This window comes from Enorma sp. (assembly GCF_982429025.1).
Map to the genome: position 1 here is coordinate 1 of NZ_CEWCAA010000026.1, position 20,277 is coordinate 20,277.

Below are 20,277 nucleotides of genomic sequence, written 5' to 3' on the forward strand. Positions count from 1 at the left end.
CCGCCGCAATCGCAAAGCAGCTCACGAGTTGCAGTGCGATGAGCCCTGCGCTCCCCGCAGCACCCCACGAGAGCATCGGTGCGAAGTCGGTGTCCGCCATGTTGATGAGCTCCGTTTCGAACGACCCGCTGCATACCAGCGCGCAAACGGCGCCGGTTACGAGAGCGACCACGGCGAACGACAGCACCGTCGCGATCATGAACGCAGCCATGCAGGAAAGCGACAAGCGGACCGAATCGACACCCCTGGCTACGAGAAGACTGAGGTACCCGTTCCTGAAACTCCACGCGCTATCGGCAAGCAAGGCGAGGGGAAGCAGCAACGCGAACGCCTCCGAACCGCCCATCGTCATCGCCGCCATGAAAAGCGGAGGCAGATCGATGCCGAGCAGGCTATCCGCACCGACCGTGCCATATGAGATGAATAGGTCGTCAGTCAGTTGGTACGCCACAACGATCGCCATCGCGACGGTGATGAGCGCGAACCGCCTCCCGCATATCAGGCGAAGCATGCGCCTGATGAGCACGAACGCACCCACGCTAGCCATGCGCACTCCCCTCAGCATCCCAAGCCTTTCCATCCCGCGCCCCCCTCATCCCGCAAACATACGGAACGCATCACGGCATCAGCATGGCAGACAAAGCGAAGACCGTCTGTCATACGACACGGGTGAAATGTTGTATACGCAGGTAGAAAGCGTGAAGTCATCGAGGCGGAACCATATGGGCCCCGTCGCGCACGCGCGGAGAGCGCATTCGATTCCGCACTGATATAGTGGTAGGTATCCGCGTTCATCTCACAAATTCTGGGGGTTTCCATGGGCACCACGCAACAGCAGCACCATGCCACCATCACGCGCCGCGCTTTCGCCAGCGGGCTCGCCACCATCGCCATCGGTCTGGGTATCACCGGCTGCAGCTCGAATACGGATGGTGGGTCGAACGCCGGCAGCGGAATGAACTCTTCGAGCGAGGGCGCGGAGCCCACCGCCGTGCGCATCGGCGCGCTCAAAGGGCCTACGGGCATGGGCCTCGTCGGGCTCATGGACGCCGCGGGCATGTTCGCAGCGGACGATGCTGCGGCCACCGACGACGGCTCATCGGGCGATGCTGTCGCGACCGACACCCCCGTGGGCACCGACCCCGCCGGCATCGGTGCGCTCGAGAACGACTACGAGTTCACCCTCGCGGGCTCGGCCGACGAGCTCGCTCCGCAGCTCATCCAGGGCGACCTCGACGTGCTGTGCGTGCCCGCGAACCTCGCCGCCACGCTCTATCAGAAGACCGAAGGGGCGGTAACGGTGCTCTGCGTGAACACCCTCGGCGTACTCGACATCGTGGAAGCAGGGGAGACCATCCACGACATCACCGATCTCGCTGGCCGTACCATCTATTCCGCCGGCCGCGGTTCGACCCCGCAATACGCGCTTGAGTACCTGCTGCGCGAAAACGGCATCGACCCCGAAACGGACGTGACCATCCAATGGGCGAGCGAGCATGCCGAGTGCCTGGCAGCGCTCCAAGCCGACCCGTCCATCGTCTGCATGCTCCCCCAGCCCTTCGCCACGAGCGCGCTCGCCAAGGTGGAAGGCGCGCGCATCGCACTCGACCTCACTGAGGTCTGGGACGAGACCGTCGCTGCCAGCGGAGGCGACTCGCAGCTCATCACCGGCGTGGCCGTGGCTCGAAGCGCATTTGCGAGCGAGCACCCGGCGGCGGTCGAAGAACTCCTTGATGCTTACGCTGCATCCGTCGACTTCGTGAACGACGACCCCTCGGCGGCGGCCCAGCTCATCGAGGCAGCCGATATCGTGACCGCGCAGGTGGCAGAGCGGGCCATCCCCTACTGCAACATCGTCTGCATGACGGGTGCAGAGATGGCGGGAGCGCTCACCGGGTATCTCCAGACGCTCTACGACGCCGACCCCGCCTCCGTGGGCGGCGCGATGCCGGGCGACGATTTCTGCTACGGCGCCTAGCCGAGCATATCTAGATCCATGAGCAAGCGGCAGACATCCGAGTGCACGGAACGCGAAGGGCGCACCGGCGCAAAGGGCGAGCGCCCAAGCCGCCGCCCGACTCTCTGGGCCGGCGCCTTCTGGCTCGCGATCTGGCAGCTTGCCGCGATTGCCCTGGGAAGCGAACTCTTGCTGCCGGGACCCGCCGCCGTGCTTGCGCGCCTCGTCGAGATGGTGCCCCAACCCGCGTTTTGGGCGCGCGTGGGGTTCTCCCTCGTGCGCATTGCGGGCGGTTTCGCGCTCGGAGCGGTATACGGCACGGTCGGGGCATTCGCCGGCGCGCGCTGGCGCATCGTAGAAGAGCTCCTCGCGCCCCTCATGGCGCTCGCAAAGAGCGTGCCCGTGGCGTCCATCACCGTGCTCGCGCTCATCTGGCTGCGCGCCGCCAACCTCGCCGTGCTCGTCGTGCTGCTCGTGGTGCTGCCCATCGTATACGAGAACGTCCTCCAGGGGCTGCGCGCGACGGACGGCAAGCTGGAAGAGGCGGCCAGGCTCTACCATGTCCCGCCTGTTCGCCGCCTGCGCTTTCTCGTGATGCCAACGCTCTTCCCCTATCTGAGCACCGCACTTGCGCTCGGGCTCAGCACCGCATGGAAAGCCGGAGTTGCGGCCGAGGTCATCGGCATACCTGCAGGATCGCTCGGCGAAGCGATCTACGACGCGAAGGTTTACTTTGACACGCCCGCGCTCTTCGCGGTGACACTCGCCGTGGTACTGGCGAGCGCCGCGTGCACAGCCGCCCTGCGCAGGGTGCTCGCATGGATTGAGCCCCTTACCTGCGGGCGGGCAGGACGCGCCGGACGCATAGAGCGCGCAACGACAGCCGAGTCGCCGGTCGGCAACGTGCTGGCAACCGGTGCGCCCGCCGCACGGAATGCAGAGCATCGCTTGTGTCTCGAGCGGCTATCGAAGGCGTTCGGCGGCGCGCCCGTCCTCAATGGCGTCACGCTCACGGTGCGCACCGGCGAGCCGATCTGCCTCATGGCGCCGTCCGGCTCGGGTAAGACAACGCTCCTGCGCATCATCGCCGGGCTCGAGACGGCCGACGACGGATCCGTCGTATTCGGGGATCCATGCGATCGCGCGCCCCTCCCCCGCGTCGCGATGAGCTTCCAAGACAACCGCCTTGCTGACCAAGCGAGCGCGCTGGCGAACGCGCGCATCGGGCTCCCTGCCGAGAGCCCTGCATGGGCCGAGGTTCCGGGCCTGCTCCAGACCCTCGGCATCGGCGAGAGGCAACTCGCTCCGGCGGGCACCTGCTCAGGCGGCGAGCGTCGGCGCATCGGGCTCGCCCGGGCGCTGCTCGCCCCACACGAGATACTATTGCTGGACGAGCCCTTCAACGGGCTCGACGCTGCCACCCGGGAGCACGTCGCCGCCATCATTCGCGAGCGCGAACGGGGGCGCATCGTTGTCATGGCCTCGCACGACAAGCGCGACGCCGAGCTCATCGGCGCGCGCATCGTGCACGTAGGGCTCAGATAAGAGCAGATCCGGAGCAGAAGCGGAAGCGCATGTGCATGCAGAAGGCGCGCCAGCCCTAATCCGCTCTACCGAGCACGGCAGCGCGAACCGAACGCGCTAGCCCAAGCTCTCCAAGAGCTTCCGCATCTCGCCCTGCACAGCCTGGTCATAGTTGTAGCCAATCACGCGGTTGGCAACTGCCTTGAGCGCGGGGCGGCCGTTGGCCATCGCGCAACCGGTGCCCACGAACCGGATGATTTCGTAGTCGTTCATCGAATCGCCGAACGCCATCACCTCGTCGCGCGTGATCCCATGGTGCGCCATGACCTGCTCGATGCCCGTGGCCTTGTTCACGCCGCGCTGAAGCGCATCGATCCAGTGCGTGCCCGAGGGCGCGAATAGGAACTCGTCGCCCAGCTCGCGGGAGAGCGCGTAGGCATAGTCCATCACATGCCCGTCCTCGCAGTAGATCGAGATCTTGAGAATGCTCACATCGGGCTCGGGCAGATACCAGATGCGCTCGGCGTTGGGAAGGTCCTTGTCAATCTCGCGCACGAACTTATCCTCGTCGTCGAGCAGGAATGACTTCTCGTCGTCGAAAAGCGCCATGTGCAAGCTCTCGAATTTACCAACGGTCTTCGCCAAGCGGCGAATGCCCAGATGGGAGAACACCTCGCGATCCACGAGCTCGCCATCCACATACACCTGGGCGCCGTTGGCGGCCACGAAGTCCATCTTGTCTCTCACGGGCGCGAAGAACTGGCACAGCCGGTCGAAGCGGCGTCCCGAGGATGCAGCGAAGTGCACGCCCTTCTCGCGCAGGGCGAGAATGAGGTCGTAGGTCTCGGGCGGAACCTCGCTATGCTCGTCAAGCAGGGTACCGTCCATGTCGGAGGCGATGAGGCGGATCAACATGAGCTCCTTTCGGCATTAGCTTGCATACGTGAAGGTCGTGACATCGAAAACGCCCTCAGGGCGAATCCTGAGCGTGGGGATGACCGGAAGCGGGAGGAAGATCATGCCCATGATGGGATCGAGCGGGGACTCGATGCCGGCAGCGCGCGCAGCCTGCACGAAGGCATCGTGCTCGCGGGCCACGTCTTCCGCCGTGCCATCGCTCATGAGCCCGCCGAGCGGGAGCGCGAGCTTTGCGACCACCGCGCCGTCGCGCACGAGCACAAAGCCGCCCTGTCCCACGTTTCGCACGGCCTCGAACATATCGTGCGGGTTATCGCCCACCACGCAGACGTTGTGGGAATCGTGACCCACCGTGGAGGCGATGGCGCCGCCGGTGATGGTGAAGCCGCGCACCCATCCACGCCCGATGTGCGTGCCCGTAAGGCCGCATCCAGCAGGGCCCGCACCGTCCGCGCCCGCAGCTTGCGCGGCCACGCCGCGGCCATGACGCTCGATGAGCATGATGCGCCGGAGGCCCTCGCCAGAATCGGGATGCGCGGCCCCCGTGATGGCGTTGCCGGGAATCACGTCGATCACCGCGCTTCCAGGCTGGAAATCGTAGGAGAACACCTCGGGCGAGAGCTCGGGCAGGCGCACGGAGCCGCGAAGCGTCGCCTCGAGCTCCCGCACGCGCGCGGTCTCCGGTGCAACGTCGCCCACGAACAAGCCGTCTTCGGCAACGAGCTTTCCCGCAGCATACACACGATGCGGAGCGCGCTCGAACGAAAGGTCGTCGAGCAGCAGCAGGTCGGCGCGCTTGCCCGGCGCGATGGCGCCGCGATGCTCGAGCGGGCCGCCGTGCCCGTGATCGAGCCCGAAGCACTCGGCCGTGGAGAGCGTGCCCATGGAGATGGCGAGCACCGGATCGATGCCGCGCTCCACCGCGAGTCTGCAAGCATTGTCGATCATGCCGATCGCGAGGGCATCCGACGGCGCACGGTCATCGGTGGCAAAGCAGCAGCGGCGCGCGCGAAGCGGATTCTCGAGCACCACGGGGCTCAGCGCCTCGAGATCGTGGCTGCATGTTCCCTCGCGCAGCATGATATACATCCCGCGCGAAAGCTTATCGAGCGCCTCCTCGGGACCGGTGCACTCATGGTCGGCGATGACGCCGCTTGCAACATAGGCGTTGAGGTCCGCCCCAGCTACGAGCGGCGCATGGCCGTCCACCACGCCCGAAACGGTCGCTGCGGCGGCATCGATGCGCGCAAGGGTCTCCGCATCCGCCGCCTCCACGCCCGGATAGTTCATCATCTCGCCCAAGCCGAAGACCTCGCCCGGATGCTCGCCCATGAACGCGCGCATATCCTCGGCGGTGATGGAGGCACCCGCCTGCTCGTCGGGCAGCGCGGGCACGCACGAGGGCATCATGAACTTGATATCGAGCGGAACGCGGCGAGCATCCTCGATCATGAACGCGAGGCCGTCGAGCCCGCAGACGTTCGCGATCTCGTGGCTGTCCGCGATGGCCGTCGTGGTGCCGCACGCGAGCGCCATGCGCGCATATTCTGCGGGCCGCACATTCGAGGATTCGATATGCAGGTGGCCATCTATGAAACCAGGGGCAAGATAGCGGCCCTCACAGTCGATGACCTGCGCTGCAGGGGGATCGGGAACAGCGGCGTCGCGATCGTCGAAGAGCACTCCCGCGATCGCACCATCTGCCACCGCCACACGGCCGCGCACCACGCGCTGCCCGTAGACGTCTACGATCTGGGCATTGGTGAACAGCGTATCGGCCTGCGCACGGCCCTCCGCCACGTCGACCAGGAGCTTGATCTCGTCTGCCGCCATGCTATCCCCTCTCCATCGGGTGCTGGACCGCCCTCGCGCGCAGGAATCCCTGCCGAACCACGCGCAGGAATCCCCACCGAACCATGCAGCGCACGTTTGTGGAGCATGATACCCAAAACCGCGCGCGCAATCCGCTGAGGGGTTGCAGCGAAACATAGGAGGAGCGCGATAGATGAAAAACGGGGCGCCGCGCATAGCACGCCGCGCCCCGCAATGCTTCGCCGAGCACTCGCCGTATCGCTAGTCCGTAGGATTGGCGGCGTTCGTGTTATAGCTCGTCGCCGGCTGCATGGGAGCCATCATGATACGGCCGGTACCACGGTACACGTTCACCAGGCCCTCCCCGCTCACCGCAGAGCCGATGAGCGACTTGCCGGAGCGCTCGACCGCGAACTCGAGCCCCGAAGTCCATGCGAGCGCATAGTTGCCATCGACCTTGAGCTCGTCGTTTTGCAGGTCGACGTAGAGCACTTCGGTTTGCGGGCACGGCGACTCGAGCGCGACCACGCCCGCGCCATCGAGCCTCAGATTGAACAGGCCCTCGTTGCCCGCCACGGCCGACGATATGTTCGACCGACGCTGCAAGTCGTGGCGAATGGTGCTGTCGCATGCAAGGAACAGGCCGTCGTTGAGCACGATCGAATTGCCCCATTGCGAGAGATCGAGCAAGAGCAGGTGGCGCCAGGTGGGCTCGCACACGAGCATGCCCGTGCCGGAATACTCGGGCTTGATGATGGAATCCTGGCTCACCGCGCCGCGCACCATCTTTCCGAAGAGATCGCCCGCGCTCTTGACGCCGGTATTGGCATGGATCTGGCCGACCGTCCACTGCATGGCCCCCGCCTGCAGGGTCACGCCCGTGCGGCCATCGAGGGTCGCGACGAGCTGGCGGCGGCGCACATCCATCTGCGATGCGAACCACGCCTCCTGCGCGCTCCAGGGCGCAACGGATAGGTCGCGGTCCCACTGGATAACCTGGAATTGCCCCGCCTGGTGCAAAACCTTTACGTCGTCGTTATTGAGAAAGTTGTAGATGGTGTACGACATGATTGCCCCCTCATCTGCGCCGTGCGCCCTAACCTTACCGGGATTATAGGGCCGCGAGGCAGTGCGCCGCGGCGCACCGGGCACCCTTTCGCCCAACGGGGCCGTGATGCGCGCGAGCGCTCTATGCCTCAACGGGCCGTGGCGAGCGCCCTTTCCCCATGGGCCGCAGCACGAGCTCTCGCTCACGACGCGCCGTGGCTAGCGAGCCCCTTTCCCGACATGCCGTGGCGGACAAACGTCCCGAGAGCAGGCGGGCGGATCGCGCGACGGCTAGCGCCCGCGCCGGCGCACGTCCTCATCGAGCTCGCGACGCCAAGCGCCCGCCTCCAACGGCTCGCTGCACCGCACCATGCGGGCTGCGCACGACGCCGCCCGATACATCACATTCGTGCCGACCTCATCGTGCACGTACCCGACGGCGCAGTCGCGGTCGATACCGAGCCGTTCCGCCTCGCGGGCAACGTCGATGTTCGCCCCGATGAAGATGAACTCCCAGCCCTTCTCCCTCTGCCGCTCGATCAGCTGCTTTACCTCGCGATACGAGTAGTGGCTGCTCGCATTCTCCATACCATCTGTCGTGATGACGAAAAGCACTTTGTCCGCTTCGTAGCCCGCAGGCTGCACGCGCTGCACGAGGACGACATGGTCGATGGCCCCGCCCACCGCGTCGAGTAGCGCCGTGCAGCCGCTGCAGCGGTACTCGTTCCGCGTGAGCGGCTCGACGCTGCGGACATCCACGCGGTCGTGGAGCACGCGCGTATGATCGTTGAATATGAGCGTGGACACGATGGCCTCGCCCGGTCCGTCGCGGTGTTCGGCAAGCATCGCGTTGAAGCCTCCCACGGTGTCGTCTTCCAGACCTGACATCGAACCGCTCGCATCGAGGATGAATATCAGCTCGGTGCGCGCGGCGGGCTCATCGCGCTTGGCGCGCTCGGATCGCGCAGCGGGCTCATCGTGCTTGGTGCGCGCGGCGGGCTCGCTGCAGACGTGCGAACGGGTGCGCCCGGCGTTGTGATCGAGGTGTCGCTTATCCATGGCTGCCTCCTTACGGCATCGACTATCTGACACCGTGAAGGGTACGCTGTGCCCGCGCGCCGATGGTCAACCGGCAAGCGACATTTGCCGCAGGTGCCCGGAACGCGCCCGCGGAACGCCCGGCCCACCAAGTGCCCCGGCGCCATCCGAATGCCCCGGCGCCCACCAAGCGCCTCGGCACCGCCCGAACGCGGCTACACCGAACCGACGAGCGGCAGGTCGTAGGCGAACAGCACTTCGTTAAGCTGGAACAGGTCGTAGATGCCGCGCTCTATGAAGAAGCGAACGATCACGTCGAACTTGTTACTCTTTGACAGCGCGAACCCCGCGCGAGCAAGTAGGTCTTGCGTGGCACTCATATCGAGCTCAAGCGCGATGGCGAGCGCCACGACCGTCTGCTTGGACGGGCGGTACGATTCATTTCCTCGTATCTTCGAGAAGAGCTGACGGCTGATGTTCGCACGATGGTACACCTCGGCGTCCGTCATGCCCCGGGCATCGATGAGAGCGAGCAGCGTCGTGGAGAACGGTGCGTCGAGCGTGGCGACCAGCTGAGCAATCTCCGCATCGAGCGTAGCGCCGGCACGCGACGGCGCGCCAGGCATCGCAGCGCCCGGTGCCGTGATGCTTGAAGCAACGAACGGCCTCGACGCGCTCGGCATCACGGTAGGCGCATCGTCCTCTCGGAGGTATTCAGGCAGGGCGACGGGCTCGGCCATCTCCACAGAAAGCGGTGCGGAGGCATCCTCCGTCCACTGCAGCTCGCGTTCAAGCTCGCCCGTATCGCGCCGCATGAAGGAGCTCGAATCGACGTATTCGTCATCGATATACTCTTGAACCTGCTCGACGAACGCGTTGCCCATCTGGACGACCGCGCGCTCGAACACCACGAGCGTCAGTGCAACCTCGTCGTGATGCCTCAGGAACGCGGCGACTTCCTCGCGCACGATAGCGAGCGCTCGCTCAACGGGGAATCCATAGATGCCCGCCGAAATGAGCGGGAACGCGACCGACCGGGCGCCGAGCTCCACGGCGCGCGCGAAGGCGCTGCGGTAGCAACGGTGCAGCAGCTCCTCCTCGTGGGCTCTCCCGCCGCGCCAAATGGGCCCCACGGCATGCACGCACCAGCGCGCAGGCAAGTTGAACGCGGGCGTCGCCACGGCATCTCCCGTCGCGCACCCTCCGATAGCCTCGCATGCCGCGCGCATCTCATCGAACCCCGCAGCCGAGAACAACGCCCCGCATACGCCGCCGCCCGGCGCCAGGCGCACGTTTGCGGCATTCACCAGAACGTCTGCGTGCACGCGAGAGATGTCATCGCGAACGATCGAAAACGGCATGACCGACCCCCATCAACCTAACGCCGCACGTACCCGCCGCCGCCAAGCAGCAACCCTACCGGCACGCGCCACGAGCGGAAACCTTAGCATGCAGCGCGCCGATGCACGCTGCCGCAATCGCCGGAACGACCCAGCCGAGCCCCCAAGAGGCGAGCGGCAGAGCATCGATGGGCAGCCACGCGCCCGGAGCAACGGCGTCGCGCACGCTTCCGAGCACGCCCACCACGGCAACAACTCCCACCACCCACGGCCACATCTGGGGCAGGCGGTCGCACACGGAATGGCACACGCCCATGATCACGAGTACGATTGCCACCGGGTACAGGGCGCTCAGCAGCGGAACCGAGAACGCCAAGATGGCGTCGAGGCCCGCATTCGAGGCGATGCACGAGAAGAGAGCGAACGCAAGCGCCCATCCACGATACGGAATACGCGGCACCTCCTGCGAGAAGTAGGTACCGCAGCAACCGATGAGCCCGATGCAGACGTTCAGGCATGCCAGCAGGAATATGGCAGCGACCACCGCCGTTCCCACCGTTCCGAAATGCAATGTCGCAGAAGCCGTGAGCACCGTGGCACCGTTCGTAGCGCCCGCGAGCGATTCACTCAACCGAACCCCCACCACGGCAAGACCGCCGTAGATGAGCATCATGAGCACGCCGGCGATGAGGCCCGCGCGGCAGACCTCGCGCGTTACGCCAGCGGGCTCGGTCACGCCCATGCCGCGGATGCTCGTCGCGATAACCAGACCAAAGGTGAGCGACGCGAGCAGGTCCATGGTCTGATAGCCCGTAAGAAAGCCCTGCACGGCTGGGTTTGCGTCGTACGGGGCACTGGCGGGCGCGAGCGGCTCGCTCTCGGAAAAGAGCGCAGAGCCCACGACCGCGATGATGAGCACGATGAGCAAGGGGCCGGTGATCTTACCCAGAAGCCTCGTGATGCGCCCCGGGTGCATGGCGAGCGCATAGGCGAGAACGAAGAACGCAACCGAAAACGCCAGACGCATCAAGCCGGGGTCCACGGATGTGGGAAGGAGCGGCAGAAGCATCTCATACGCCGTTGAAGAGGTGCGCGGTATGGCAAGGCAGGGACCGATGGCAAGGTAGACCACCGCGACGAAGGCGCGTGAGAACACCGGATGGACGCGGGCGGCGAGGTCGCGCACCGTGCCCGCGAGGGCGACGGCAACGATGCCCAGCACAGGCAGGCCTACTCCCGCGACGAAAAATCCGATGAGCGCGGGCAGCGCATCTTGCCCCGCCTGCACGCCAAGAAGCGGCGGCAAGATCAGGTTGCCCGCCCCGAAGAACATAGAGAAGAGCGCAACGCCCACCGAGACCATCTGGCGTGGCGCCAAGACCTCGCACAACGACGTCTGCTCGGGTTGATTGGGTTGCTGCATCGCCAAGCCCCATCCTTTCCCGGACGCATCTTTTGCATGAGGCTCGGTCGCCGCATGCCGCAGCGTCCCCGCGTGCCTGCATTGAGCACCTGCCATACTAGCATGCTGGGGCCCTCGGCCGAAACAGCGTAGGGCGACCCTGCCACCACAGGCCCTGGCGCGCTCCTCGCCGCCAGACCTCATCGATCGGATGGCGCCTCCACCATGGCACGGCACCGCCTTCTCATCACCTGGCCCGCACTTCCTCCTCGCCACGCAGCGGCACCCAGCGGCAGCTCCATCACTCGGCGAGCGCCTCCGCCACGGAACGGCGCAGCTTCTTCTTCGAGCCCGCCGACACGATGCCGCCCCTCACCCGCACGTACACGCGGCCCTTAAGCTCAGGGCGCTTCTTTCTGCACGCCCCGAAGCAGCCGCAGCGGACATCTTCCTTACCCACGGCGCCTTTAAGGTCTTTGGCCTTGATACCAGAGCATTTCTTGCATAGGCGAACCTGAGCTGCCACGGAACCTCCCTCGGCGTCGTCGGCGCATCTGCGCCCTCATAAATGATGCAACGATTGTGCCATATAAGATAGCCAAGGGCAACTTTCTCCGTGGAGAAGGGCTGCTACGCGAGGCGCACGATCTTGGTCCCATGGACCTCGTCCACGCCGAGCTCGCCAGCAATGCGCGTAGCGTTCTCATAGGTGATGCCGGCACCGGGAAGAATGGTCAGGCGCCCGCTTGCGTATGCGATGAGTTCCCGCAACCTAGACAGGTTGCCATCGATGGGAGTGCCTGCGGGGCCGCCATGCGTGAGGATGCGCGTCACGCCCATCTTTACGAGCACGTCGATGGCCTCGAACTGGTCCTCGGAAGCGAGTTCATCGAACGCCATATGAAACGTGATATCGATGCGCTGGTCCTCGCGATCAAACTCACGCGGAACACCGCTCCAGTCGCGCTGGTCCTGCATCCAGCGAACATGGGCAACGAGCGCCTCAATAGCGGAAAGATCGAGCCAGAAACCGTGCTCCCTGCGCTCAAGGCAGCCGAAAACGATGCCGTCGGTGCCAAGCCGGCAAGCCGTCTCGATATCCGATTGCATCATCTGGAGCTCAGCGGGCCCGTACACGAAGTCTCCCCCGCGGGGGCGAATCATGGTCATGACGCGCGCGCCGTGCTCATGCGCGTAAACCGTCGCGGCGCCGATCACGCCAGCAGAAGGCGTGGTGCCGCCCACCGCCAGATTGTCGCAGAGCTCGATCCGGTCGGCACCGGCTTCAATGGCGGCAGGAACATCGGTGAAGTTCTCGGCGCAGAACTCGCGCAGCAAGCTAAGAGACATAGGGCAGGCTCCTTAATCGCAATGGATCCATGCCCTCAGAGTACCACGGAACGGAAACGGGGTCGCGCCTCCTCAGCGCTGCAAGCCGGCACACCCCGTACCTCAGGCGCGTTGCGCGCTTCATATGGAACGCGCGCCGAACGGGAAGCTGCTCTCCAACGTATTTGCAACTTTTGGGCACTCCACACAGGGAAGGTTAAGTACAGGGCTTGCTGCGGCTCATAAATCCGCAGGTAGATTGATCACCCATTTCCGGGATACTTGGCCGGTGCGCTTTAAAGTGCCCAAAAGTTGAAAGCGCCATCGCGCCACGTCCGCGCGCGCCTCTTCCGCGTCGATTCAGCATGATTTGAGCCGCAATCCGGGCGGTAACGCAGGAACTCGGTTTTCGATTCCAAGCGAGCCAGCGTCATCCAACCCACGCAGACTTGGCGGTAACGCAGGAAGCCCCGGCCCCCTTCTGAACGATTCCGCAGGAACTCGGCATAGCCGAGTTCCGAGGACCAGCTCAGAAGGGGGCCGGGGCTTCCGTAGGGGGTCTACCCACCCAGGTATGCCTTCCTCACATCGTCATTATGCAGCAGCTCCCGGCCGGTGCCAGAAAGCGTAATCCTGCCCGTTTCGAGCACGTAACCGCGCGTTGCCACCGAAAGGGCCATCTGCGCGTTCTGCTCGACCAGCAAAATCGTGGTACCTGCATCGTGAAGCGACTCGATAATCTCGAAAATCTGCTCCACGAGAATGGGCGCGAGACCCATCGAAGGCTCATCGAGCATGAGGAGCTTGGGGTTCGCCATAAGGCCGCGGCCCATGGCGAGCATCTGCTGTTCGCCGCCCGAGAGCGTGCCGGCAACCTGGCGGCGGCGCTCCTTCAGGCGCGGGAACTGGGCATACACGCGCTCCAGGTTCTCGGCGATACTCTCCTTGGGCTGGGTATAGGCGCCCATGTCGAGGTTCTCCTCGACCGTCATCTGCTGGAAGATGCGCCGCCCCTCGGGCACGTGCACGAGGCCGTTCTGCACGATCTTCTCGGCAGGCATATGCATGAGGTCCTCGCCCATGAACTTGATGGAGCCGGAGCGGGAACGCAGCAGGCCCGAGAGCGTCTTTAGAGTCGTGGATTTTCCGGCGCCGTTCGCGCCGATGAGCGCCACGGTCTCGCCGTCGTTCACCTCGAAGGAGACGTTCTTGATGGCATGGATCGCCCCATACCAGACGTTGATGTTGTACACGCTGAGCATCTACGCCTCGCCCCCTTTCTGCTTGCCGAGATACGCCTCGATAACCGCCTCGTTCTGCTGGATCTCCTCCGGTGTGCCCTTCGCGATGATCTTTCCGAAGTTGAGCACGCACAGGCCCTCGCAGATATTCATGACGAGGTTCATATCGTGCTCGATGAGCATGATGGCGATCTGGAAGGTGTCGCGAATCTTGACGATGTTCTCCATGAGGTCCGCCGTCTCGGACGGGTTCATGCCCGCCGCGGGCTCGTCGAGCAGCAGCAGCTTGGGATTCGTGGCGAGCGCGCGCACGATCTCCAGGCGGCGCTGGGCACCGTAGGGCAGCGAGCCGGCCTCGTGGGTGGCGAGCCCCGTCATGTCGAAGATATCGAGCAACTCAAGGGCGCGCTCGTGGTACCAGCGCTCGCTCTTCCAATGATGCGGCAGGCGCAGGACGCTCGTGGCAAGGCCGCAGTGCCGCTGGTTGTGCAGGCCCACCATCACGTTCTCCTCGACCGTCATCGTGTTGAAGAGACGGATGTTCTGGAAGGTTCGGGCCACGCCCAGCTGGTTCACCTTGGCCGGGTTCATGCCGGCGGTGTCCTTGCCGTCGACCATGATCGTACCGTGCGTGGGGTTGTAGACCTTGGTGAGCAGGTTGAACACCGTGGTCTTGCCCGCGCCGTTGGGCCCGATGAGGCCGCAGATCTCGGTCTTGCCCACGGTAACGTTAAAGTCGTCCACAGCCTTGAGGCCGCCGAACTCAATGCCCAGGTGCAGGCACTCGAGAGCGGGCGCAGACCCGAGGTCGCGCTCGGGCATGATCGAGACGCTCGGCACCGGCACCATCTTGGTGGTCTCACGGCGCTGCTTGCCAAAATCGGTGAGCTTACTCATCGGCCTCGCCTCCTTCCGCAGCAGGCTTGGGCGCCGCCTTATGGAACCGCTCGCGGAGCGCATCTGCCGCGCGCTGGTACACCTTGGTATGCGGCACGACCATCACGAGGATGAGCACCACGGCGTAGATGAGCATGCGGTAGTTGTTGATGGGGCGAAGGACCTCGGGAAGCACGGTGAGGAACGCAGCCGAGATGATCGAACCGGAAATGTTGCCCATGCCGCCAAGCACCACGTAGACGAGGATGAGGATGGACTGATTGAAATCGAACTGCGAGGGGATGACCGTGGAATAGTTCATAGCGTAGAGCACGCCCGCCATGCCTGCCAGGGCCGACGCCACGGTGAAGGCGATAAGGCGGTACTTCGTGGTGTTGATACCCACGCTCTCCGCGGCGATGCGGTTGTCGCGCACAGCCATGATGGCGCGGCCGTCGCGGCTGTGCATGAGGTTCAAGACCACGGCAACCGTGATGAGCACCACCACGACACCCAAGACAAAGGTCGAGATCTTATCGATTCCCACGGCGCCCTTGGGCCCGTTGATGAGAATCGTGCCCTGACTCATGCCGAGCGACGAGCTGTCCGTCATAGAGAAGTGCAGCCCGGCATCGTCCACGCCGATATAGAAGTTGTTCAGCAGATTCTTGATGATCTCGCCGAACGCAAGCGTCACGATTGCCAGGTAGTCACCGCGCAGGCGCATGACCGGGATGCCCACCAAAAAGCCGATGATGCCCGCAACGACAGCACCGACGACGGCAGACCCCGCGAAGAGCAAAAGCTCGGACTCGACGCCCATGCGCGCCAAGCACCCCGCCACGATCACGCCAGTGAAGGCGCCCACGCTCATGAATCCCGCATGTCCGAGCGAGAGTTCGCCCGAGACGCCCACCACGAGGTTGAGGGATACGGCGAGCGACACGTAGGCGCAGATGGGCACGAGCTGGCCGGAGAGGGAGTTGGAGATGAGCCCCATCCCGTCGAGGAGCGTTACCACGATGAACGCGACGATCACGATCGCATAGGTGATAACGGTCGAGTGCGTCTGCGGCTTGAGATGCATGAAACCCATGTGAATCACCTACACCTTCTCGTTCACGGGCTTGCCGAGCAAGCCGGCCGGACGGATGAGCAGCATCACGATGAGCACGGCAAAGACCACCGCATCGGCGAGCTGCGTGCCGATGTAGGCGCGCGCGAAGATCTCGATGATGCCGAGCAGCACGCCGCCGAGCGCCGCGCCCGGGATGGAGCCGATGCCGCCGAGCACCGCCGCGGTGAAGGCCTTGATGCCGGGCATAGATCCGGTCGTGGGCATGAGCGTGGGATAGGCGGCGCACATGAGCACGCCCGCGATGGCCGCGAGCCCCGAGCCGATGGCGAAGACCATCGAGATGGTCGAGTTGACGTTGATGCCCATGAGCTGCGCGGCGTCACGGTCCTCCGAGCAAGCGCGCATGGCCTTGCCCATCTTGGTCCTGCCGGTGAACATGGTGAGGGCCACCATGATGGCAACGCAGGCGAGGATGGTGATCACCGCCGTGGCGCTGATGGTGAGGCGCCCGTCAAAGAGATGGAGCGCCGGCAGGCTCAGGATCATCGAGAACGACTTGGGATCGGAGCCCATGATGATGAGCGCGGCGTTCTGCAAAAAGTAGCTCACGCCGATAGCGGTGATGAGCACGTTCAGCGACGGGGCACTGCGCAAGGGCTTGTAGGCGAGCCGCTCGATCACGATACCGAGCACCGTGCAGCCCACGACGGAGAGCAGGATACCCGCAATCACGGGAAGCCCCAGGTAGCTCACGGCGCAGAAGCAGATGTAGGCACCCACCATGATGATGTCGCCGTGCGCGAAGTTGAGCATCTTGGCGATACCGTAGACCATGGTGTAACCGAGTGCGATGATCGCGTAGACGCTGCCCAAGCTCATACCGTTGATGAGGTTGGCGAGGAACTCCATGTCCCCTCCTTTCATGTGAAAAGCGGAGACCGCCGCAAGGCGGGCGATCTCCGCTCAAGAACAGACTTGCGAATGAGATTCGGGCAAGGTCCCTTACGCGTCGAGCGGCATGTAGACGCCGTCCTGAATGACCATGCCCATGGGCTGCTTGGAAATCTCGCCCGTATCGGACCAGGTAGCCGCCTCACCAGCGGTGGTGAGACCGGTGAAGGAGAAGTCCTCGGACGTGAAGGTCTCGACAAGCGCGTCGCAGATGTCGCTGTAGTCCATATCGGCGGTCACACCGGCCTGCTCGAGGGCATCGCGCAGCGCGTAGATGCAGTCGTAGGCGTCGGCGGCGAACTGGTTCGGGGTCTCGCCGTCGCCGTAATCGGCGCTCTGGTACTTCTCGACGAAACTCTTGGTGGCCTCATCCTCGGCCGTGGCGACGAACGGGGTCAGGAGCATGGCGCCCTCGGCGAGCGAGGTGTCGAAGCCCTTGACGGTCAGCAGGCCGTCCATGCCGTCCACGCCGAACCACTTGGGCGCATAGCCCATGCTGTTCGCCTGGGTGAGGATGAGCGAGATGGGGGTGTAGTAGATGGGCAGGAAGACCAGGTCGGCCTCGGCGTCACGCGCGGCGTTGAGCTGTACGGAGAAGTCGGTGGCGGAGTCGTTGGTGAACGCCTGCTCGGACACGACCTCGAGACCGAGCTCGGAAGCCTCAGACATGAAGCTCTGATAGATGCCCGTGGAATAGGTGTCGGAGTTGTTGTAGATGATGGCGATCTTCGTGCCCAAGCCCTGCTCGGAGATGTACTGAGCGGACGCGGCGCCCTGGTTGGGGTCGGTGAAGCACATCTGGAAGACGTTCTCCTTGCGCGGCGTGGCGATGTTGCCGTCCGCGTCGGGCTGGCCGCCGATGACGTCGGTCGAAGAGCCGGAGGGCGTGATCTGGAAGAGGTTGTCGGCGTTGGTCTCGGCGGACACGGCTACGCACGGAGCGGTGGTGACGGTGCCCATGAGGATCTGCATGCCCCAGTCCTTGAGGTTGTTGTAGGCGTTGACGGAGCGCTCGGCGTCGTTCTCGTCGTCCTGGAAGTTGTAATCGAACTGGATGTCGCCGCCCTCGGCGTTGATCTCGTCGATAGCGATCTGGGCGCCGATGCGCACGCCGTTGCCATAGATGGCGGCGTCGCCCGTGGTAGGCCCGATGCCACCGATCATGAAGGCGCTGCCCGAGGCGGAACCGGAAGCGGAACCGGCCCCAGAGCCGTCACCCTCGTTGGAGCAGCCAGCGAGAACACCGGCAAGGCCAAGGCCCGCCGCACCCGCGACGAGGCTCCTGCGGTTGATGGAAACGTTCTGCATGTTCTCGAGCATAGACATGCAATGCTCCTCTCGTGACGCGCCGAGCGCCTGCCCGGCTTACCCTTCCATTCCTCCGAGGTCGCGATGCCTCGCAGGCCCCCGCCCGAACACGCTGTGCGATCAGGTGGTTCGTGCTAGAATACTCCGATTTTATGCAAAAGGTAAGGCAGCCGAACCATTTTGAGGGCTTCGAGCAGCGGAGAGCCGGTATTGCATTCTTCGCCCAAGGTTTCTACCTGCAGTTTTTATCGGCCTGAAACATCATGAGACGTGTTACATCTGTGTTTCGCATGCATGCCCCATTCCTCGGTAGAATACTAGGCAGATATGGTCGAGGGGCCTTCGCGATGAAAACCCGCGCTGCCGGGACCCAGCTCCTGCGGGCGCGGCACCGGTGGCACCCTCGCGGCCAGATGACCAGCCCGTACGCAGCCTCGAATGCAAAGGAGACGCAATGCCAAGCACCACCCGCACCGTCAACGTAGGACTCATCGGGCTCGGAACCGTGGGCGGCGGCGTCGCCCGCGTCATCGCGCGCCACCACGACGAATACCTTTCCGCCTATGGCATCGACCTGCGCCTCAAGATGGCCAGCGCCCTGGAACCTGAGCGCGCGGCAGAGCTGGGCATCGCGCCCGAAGCCTTCACCACCGACTGGCACGACGTCGTAGCCGACCCGGAAATCGACATCGTCATCGAGCTCATCGGCGGCGATCACCCTGCGACCGAGATCTTCGAGAGCGCCATCGCTGCCGGCAAGCACGTGGTCTCCGCCAACAAGGCGCTTCTGGGCCGCCGCATCGACTACCTGGGAAGCCTTGCCGCAGAGGCCGGCGTGCAGATTCGCTGCGAAGCGGCCGCGGGCGGTGGCATCCCCATCGTGAACGCGCTCGAGCACGCGCTCGTGGCAAACGGCATGCTCACCATCGCGGGTATCCTGAACGGCACCACCAACTACATCCTCTCGCGCATGGCTTCCGAGGGGCTCGACTTCGACGATGTGCTCGCCGACGCCCAGCGCTTGGGCTACGCCGAGGCCGATCCCACGGCCGACGTCGACGGCTTCGATGCCGCGAGCAAGGTGGCCATCCTCTCCTCCATCGCCTTCCACACCCGCGTGACCACCGACGATGTGTACATGCAGGGCATTCGCAACGTCTCCGCCGCCGACATCGAGCAGGCGCGCGAGATGGGCTACTGCATCAAGCTGCTCGGCATCGCCCGCAAGACGGCCGAGGGCATCGACGCGCGCGTGCACCCCACCATGATTCCCGCCGACCACATGCTCGCCGGCGTCTCGGGAGCCATGAACGCCGTGTTCGCCGTGGGCGACGCGGTGGGCGAAACCATGTTCTACGGCGCGGGCGCAGGCTCCTTCCCCACCGCGAGCGCCGTGGTTGGCGACGTGCTTGAGCTCGCGAACGGCATCGCCAGCGGGATCGACTTGGGCCCCGAGCCCGAGCCCTTCCCCCGCACCGCGCCGATTCGCTCCATCGAGGACCTCGAGACGCGCTATTACATCCGCCTCTCCGTCGTCGACCGCGTGGGCGCGCTCGCTCCGGTTGTGGCGGCCTTCGCGGACGCGGGCGTTTCCATCTCCGCCATCAACCAGCTGCGCGACGGAGACGGCACCACCTGCTCGGTCGTCTTCCTTACGCACACGGCCCGCGAGCGCGACGTACAGCGCGTGTGCTCTGCGCTCGAGGCGCTTGATGAAGTTGCAAGCGTTGCCAGCGTGATCCGCATCGAAGATGTGGGCGCGTGGAGCGAGGGCGCAGAGGAGAACGAATAGGCAGGAGCCGGGGGTCGAGGCGTGGCCGGTCCTGCTGCCGGGGGGGGGTCGAGGCGTGGCCGGCCCGCGGCCGAAACGGGAGCCGGTCCGCGGCCGGGGATTGAGCTGCTCCGGCTGGAATTGCCGGCGCCTGCCCGCGCTCGGGGATTGAGCTGCCCAGAGCTATCCCTCATCTACCGAGTCCGTCCTGGACCGCCTCCTCCCTCTAGGCCGTCCCCTCGCCCTTTAGGACTGCCCCGCGAAGTCACGCCAGGGTCGGGCCCGGCACGTCACCCCCCCCTCGCTCTCTTAGGCAGCTCCCTCGCTCAGTGCTGCATATATGGAGTTATCCGCATCCAGCGCTGCAAATATGGAGTTATCGGCCTCTGCAGGTGGCCTTAACTCCTGATCTGCTGCGCTCGCCGATGGTAACTCCAGATTTGCTGCGCTCGGAGGGCAGGCCGGTTCCGGTAACTCCAGATTTGCTGCGCTCGGCAGTTGGCGACACCGGGTCCACCGCGCTCGAAGGCGTGCCGGCGGCGGCAACTCCGGATTTGCCGCGCTCGGCAGTCGAGACGTTGCCGGCAACTTCATATCTGCTGCGCTCGGGAGGGAGGATCGGCGCCCGCAACTCCGCGTGTGCTGCACTCGGCGGCGGGAAAACAGCAACCTCCCGGCAACGCGC

General features: G+C 64.8%; 17 protein-coding genes. 3 read left to right on the forward strand and 14 right to left on the reverse strand.

What is annotated here, in order from left to right; all coding sequences use genetic code 11:
• The coding region (locus tag AC1VS5_RS05765) for a hypothetical protein (RefSeq protein WP_481217997.1) at positions 1–547 on the reverse strand (547 nt) is incomplete at its 3' end.
• Between the two features lie 270 nt (positions 548–817).
• Here AC1VS5_RS05765 and AC1VS5_RS05770 point away from each other — a divergent pair.
• Complete coding sequence (locus AC1VS5_RS05770; protein ID WP_481217998.1) at positions 818–1,978, forward strand: ABC transporter substrate-binding protein; 1,161 nt, start codon at positions 818–820, stop codon at positions 1,976–1,978.
• Between the two features lie 18 nt (positions 1,979–1,996).
• Entirely contained in the window at positions 1,997–3,502 is a 1,506-nt protein-coding gene (locus AC1VS5_RS05775; RefSeq protein WP_481217999.1) for an ATP-binding cassette domain-containing protein, read from the forward strand.
• Positions 3,503–3,598: 96 nt separating this feature from the next.
• On the opposite strand, the gene AC1VS5_RS05780 is transcribed toward AC1VS5_RS05775, so the two are convergent.
• The 13 genes from AC1VS5_RS05780 to AC1VS5_RS05840 form a co-directional block, all read right to left on the reverse strand.
• Positions 3,599–4,393, reverse strand: a complete 795-nt coding sequence (locus tag AC1VS5_RS05780; protein WP_144688366.1) for a Cof-type HAD-IIB family hydrolase — start codon at positions 4,391–4,393, stop codon at positions 3,599–3,601.
• A gap of 18 nt (positions 4,394–4,411) precedes the next feature.
• Complete coding sequence (locus tag AC1VS5_RS05785) at positions 4,412–6,232, reverse strand: adenine deaminase (protein ID WP_481218000.1); 1,821 nt, start codon at positions 6,230–6,232, stop codon at positions 4,412–4,414.
• A gap of 240 nt (positions 6,233–6,472) precedes the next feature.
• A complete protein-coding gene (locus tag AC1VS5_RS05790) occupies positions 6,473–7,279 on the reverse strand; it encodes an AIM24 family protein (RefSeq protein ID WP_329740063.1) in 807 nt (268 codons plus the stop codon).
• A gap of 270 nt (positions 7,280–7,549) precedes the next feature.
• A complete protein-coding gene (locus tag AC1VS5_RS05795; RefSeq protein ID WP_481218001.1) occupies positions 7,550–8,317 on the reverse strand; it encodes a vWA domain-containing protein in 768 nt (255 codons plus the stop codon).
• A 194-nt stretch (positions 8,318–8,511) separates the two neighbouring features.
• Positions 8,512–9,657, reverse strand: coding sequence for a macro domain-containing protein (locus tag AC1VS5_RS05800; protein ID WP_481218002.1), 1,146 nt, complete (start codon positions 9,655–9,657; stop codon positions 8,512–8,514).
• Positions 9,658–9,712: 55 nt separating this feature from the next.
• A complete protein-coding gene (brnQ, locus tag AC1VS5_RS05805) occupies positions 9,713–11,059 on the reverse strand; it encodes a branched-chain amino acid transport system II carrier protein (RefSeq protein ID WP_481218012.1) in 1,347 nt (448 codons plus the stop codon).
• 280 nt (positions 11,060–11,339) lie between these two features.
• Positions 11,340–11,564, reverse strand: a complete 225-nt coding sequence (locus tag AC1VS5_RS05810) for a hypothetical protein (RefSeq protein WP_418742703.1) — start codon at positions 11,562–11,564, stop codon at positions 11,340–11,342.
• 104 nt (positions 11,565–11,668) lie between these two features.
• Positions 11,669–12,388: a copper homeostasis protein CutC gene (locus tag AC1VS5_RS05815; RefSeq protein ID WP_481218003.1), complete on the reverse strand. Its 720-nt coding sequence runs from the start codon at positions 12,386–12,388 to the stop codon at positions 11,669–11,671.
• Between the two features lie 539 nt (positions 12,389–12,927).
• Positions 12,928–13,629 carry an ABC transporter ATP-binding protein gene (locus AC1VS5_RS05820; RefSeq protein WP_481218004.1) on the reverse strand — a complete coding sequence of 234 codons (702 nt, stop codon included), beginning with the start codon at positions 13,627–13,629 and terminating at the stop codon, positions 12,928–12,930.
• The gene (locus AC1VS5_RS05825) at positions 13,630–14,505 is read right to left on the reverse strand and encodes an ABC transporter ATP-binding protein (RefSeq protein ID WP_022349242.1); all 876 of its coding nucleotides are present in this window, start codon (positions 14,503–14,505) and stop codon (positions 13,630–13,632) included.
• Positions 14,498–15,580, reverse strand: coding sequence for a branched-chain amino acid ABC transporter permease (locus AC1VS5_RS05830; RefSeq protein WP_022349241.1), 1,083 nt, complete (start codon positions 15,578–15,580; stop codon positions 14,498–14,500). Before AC1VS5_RS05830 ends, AC1VS5_RS05825 begins: the two co-directional genes overlap by 8 nt.
• Positions 15,581–15,589: 9 nt before the next feature.
• A complete protein-coding gene (locus AC1VS5_RS05835; RefSeq protein ID WP_087186669.1) occupies positions 15,590–16,471 on the reverse strand; it encodes a branched-chain amino acid ABC transporter permease in 882 nt (293 codons plus the stop codon).
• Positions 16,472–16,564: 93 nt separating this feature from the next.
• On the reverse strand, positions 16,565–17,839 hold the full coding sequence (locus tag AC1VS5_RS05840; protein WP_481218005.1) for an ABC transporter substrate-binding protein: 1,275 nt from the start codon (positions 17,837–17,839) through the stop codon (positions 16,565–16,567).
• 436 nt (positions 17,840–18,275) lie between these two features.
• Here AC1VS5_RS05840 and AC1VS5_RS05845 point away from each other — a divergent pair, with 436 nt between their 5' ends.
• Complete coding sequence (locus AC1VS5_RS05845; RefSeq protein WP_481218006.1) at positions 18,276–19,613, forward strand: homoserine dehydrogenase; 1,338 nt, start codon at positions 18,276–18,278, stop codon at positions 19,611–19,613.
• Positions 19,614–20,277 lie beyond the last annotated feature (664 nt).

Excerpts from the sequence above, each read along its gene's own strand:
- AC1VS5_RS05770 (WP_481217998.1), top strand. The coding sequence starts at position 818 with ATGGGCACCACGCAACAGCAGCACCATGCCACCATCACGCGCCGCGCT.
- AC1VS5_RS05775 (WP_481217999.1), top strand. The coding sequence starts at position 1,997 with ATGAGCAAGCGGCAGACATCCGAGTGCACGGAACGCGAAGGGCGCACC.
- AC1VS5_RS05785 (WP_481218000.1), bottom strand. The coding sequence starts at position 6,232 with ATGGCGGCAGACGAGATCAAGCTCCTGGTCGACGTGGCGGAGGGCCGT.
- AC1VS5_RS05790 (WP_329740063.1), bottom strand. The coding sequence starts at position 7,279 with ATGTCGTACACCATCTACAACTTTCTCAATAACGACGACGTAAAGGTT.
- AC1VS5_RS05795 (WP_481218001.1), bottom strand. The coding sequence starts at position 8,317 with ATGGATAAGCGACACCTCGATCACAACGCCGGGCGCACCCGTTCGCAC.
- AC1VS5_RS05800 (WP_481218002.1), bottom strand. The coding sequence starts at position 9,657 with ATGCCGTTTTCGATCGTTCGCGATGACATCTCTCGCGTGCACGCAGAC.
- brnQ (WP_481218012.1), bottom strand. The coding sequence starts at position 11,059 with ATGCAGCAACCCAATCAACCCGAGCAGACGTCGTTGTGCGAGGTCTTG.
- AC1VS5_RS05815 (WP_481218003.1), bottom strand. The coding sequence starts at position 12,388 with ATGTCTCTTAGCTTGCTGCGCGAGTTCTGCGCCGAGAACTTCACCGAT.
- AC1VS5_RS05820 (WP_481218004.1), bottom strand. The coding sequence starts at position 13,629 with ATGCTCAGCGTGTACAACATCAACGTCTGGTATGGGGCGATCCATGCC.
- AC1VS5_RS05825 (WP_022349242.1), bottom strand. The coding sequence starts at position 14,505 with ATGAGTAAGCTCACCGATTTTGGCAAGCAGCGCCGTGAGACCACCAAG.
- AC1VS5_RS05830 (WP_022349241.1), bottom strand. The coding sequence starts at position 15,580 with ATGGGTTTCATGCATCTCAAGCCGCAGACGCACTCGACCGTTATCACC.
- AC1VS5_RS05835 (WP_087186669.1), bottom strand. The coding sequence starts at position 16,471 with ATGGAGTTCCTCGCCAACCTCATCAACGGTATGAGCTTGGGCAGCGTC.
- AC1VS5_RS05840 (WP_481218005.1), bottom strand. The coding sequence starts at position 17,839 with ATGTCTATGCTCGAGAACATGCAGAACGTTTCCATCAACCGCAGGAGC.
- AC1VS5_RS05845 (WP_481218006.1), top strand. The coding sequence starts at position 18,276 with ATGCCAAGCACCACCCGCACCGTCAACGTAGGACTCATCGGGCTCGGA.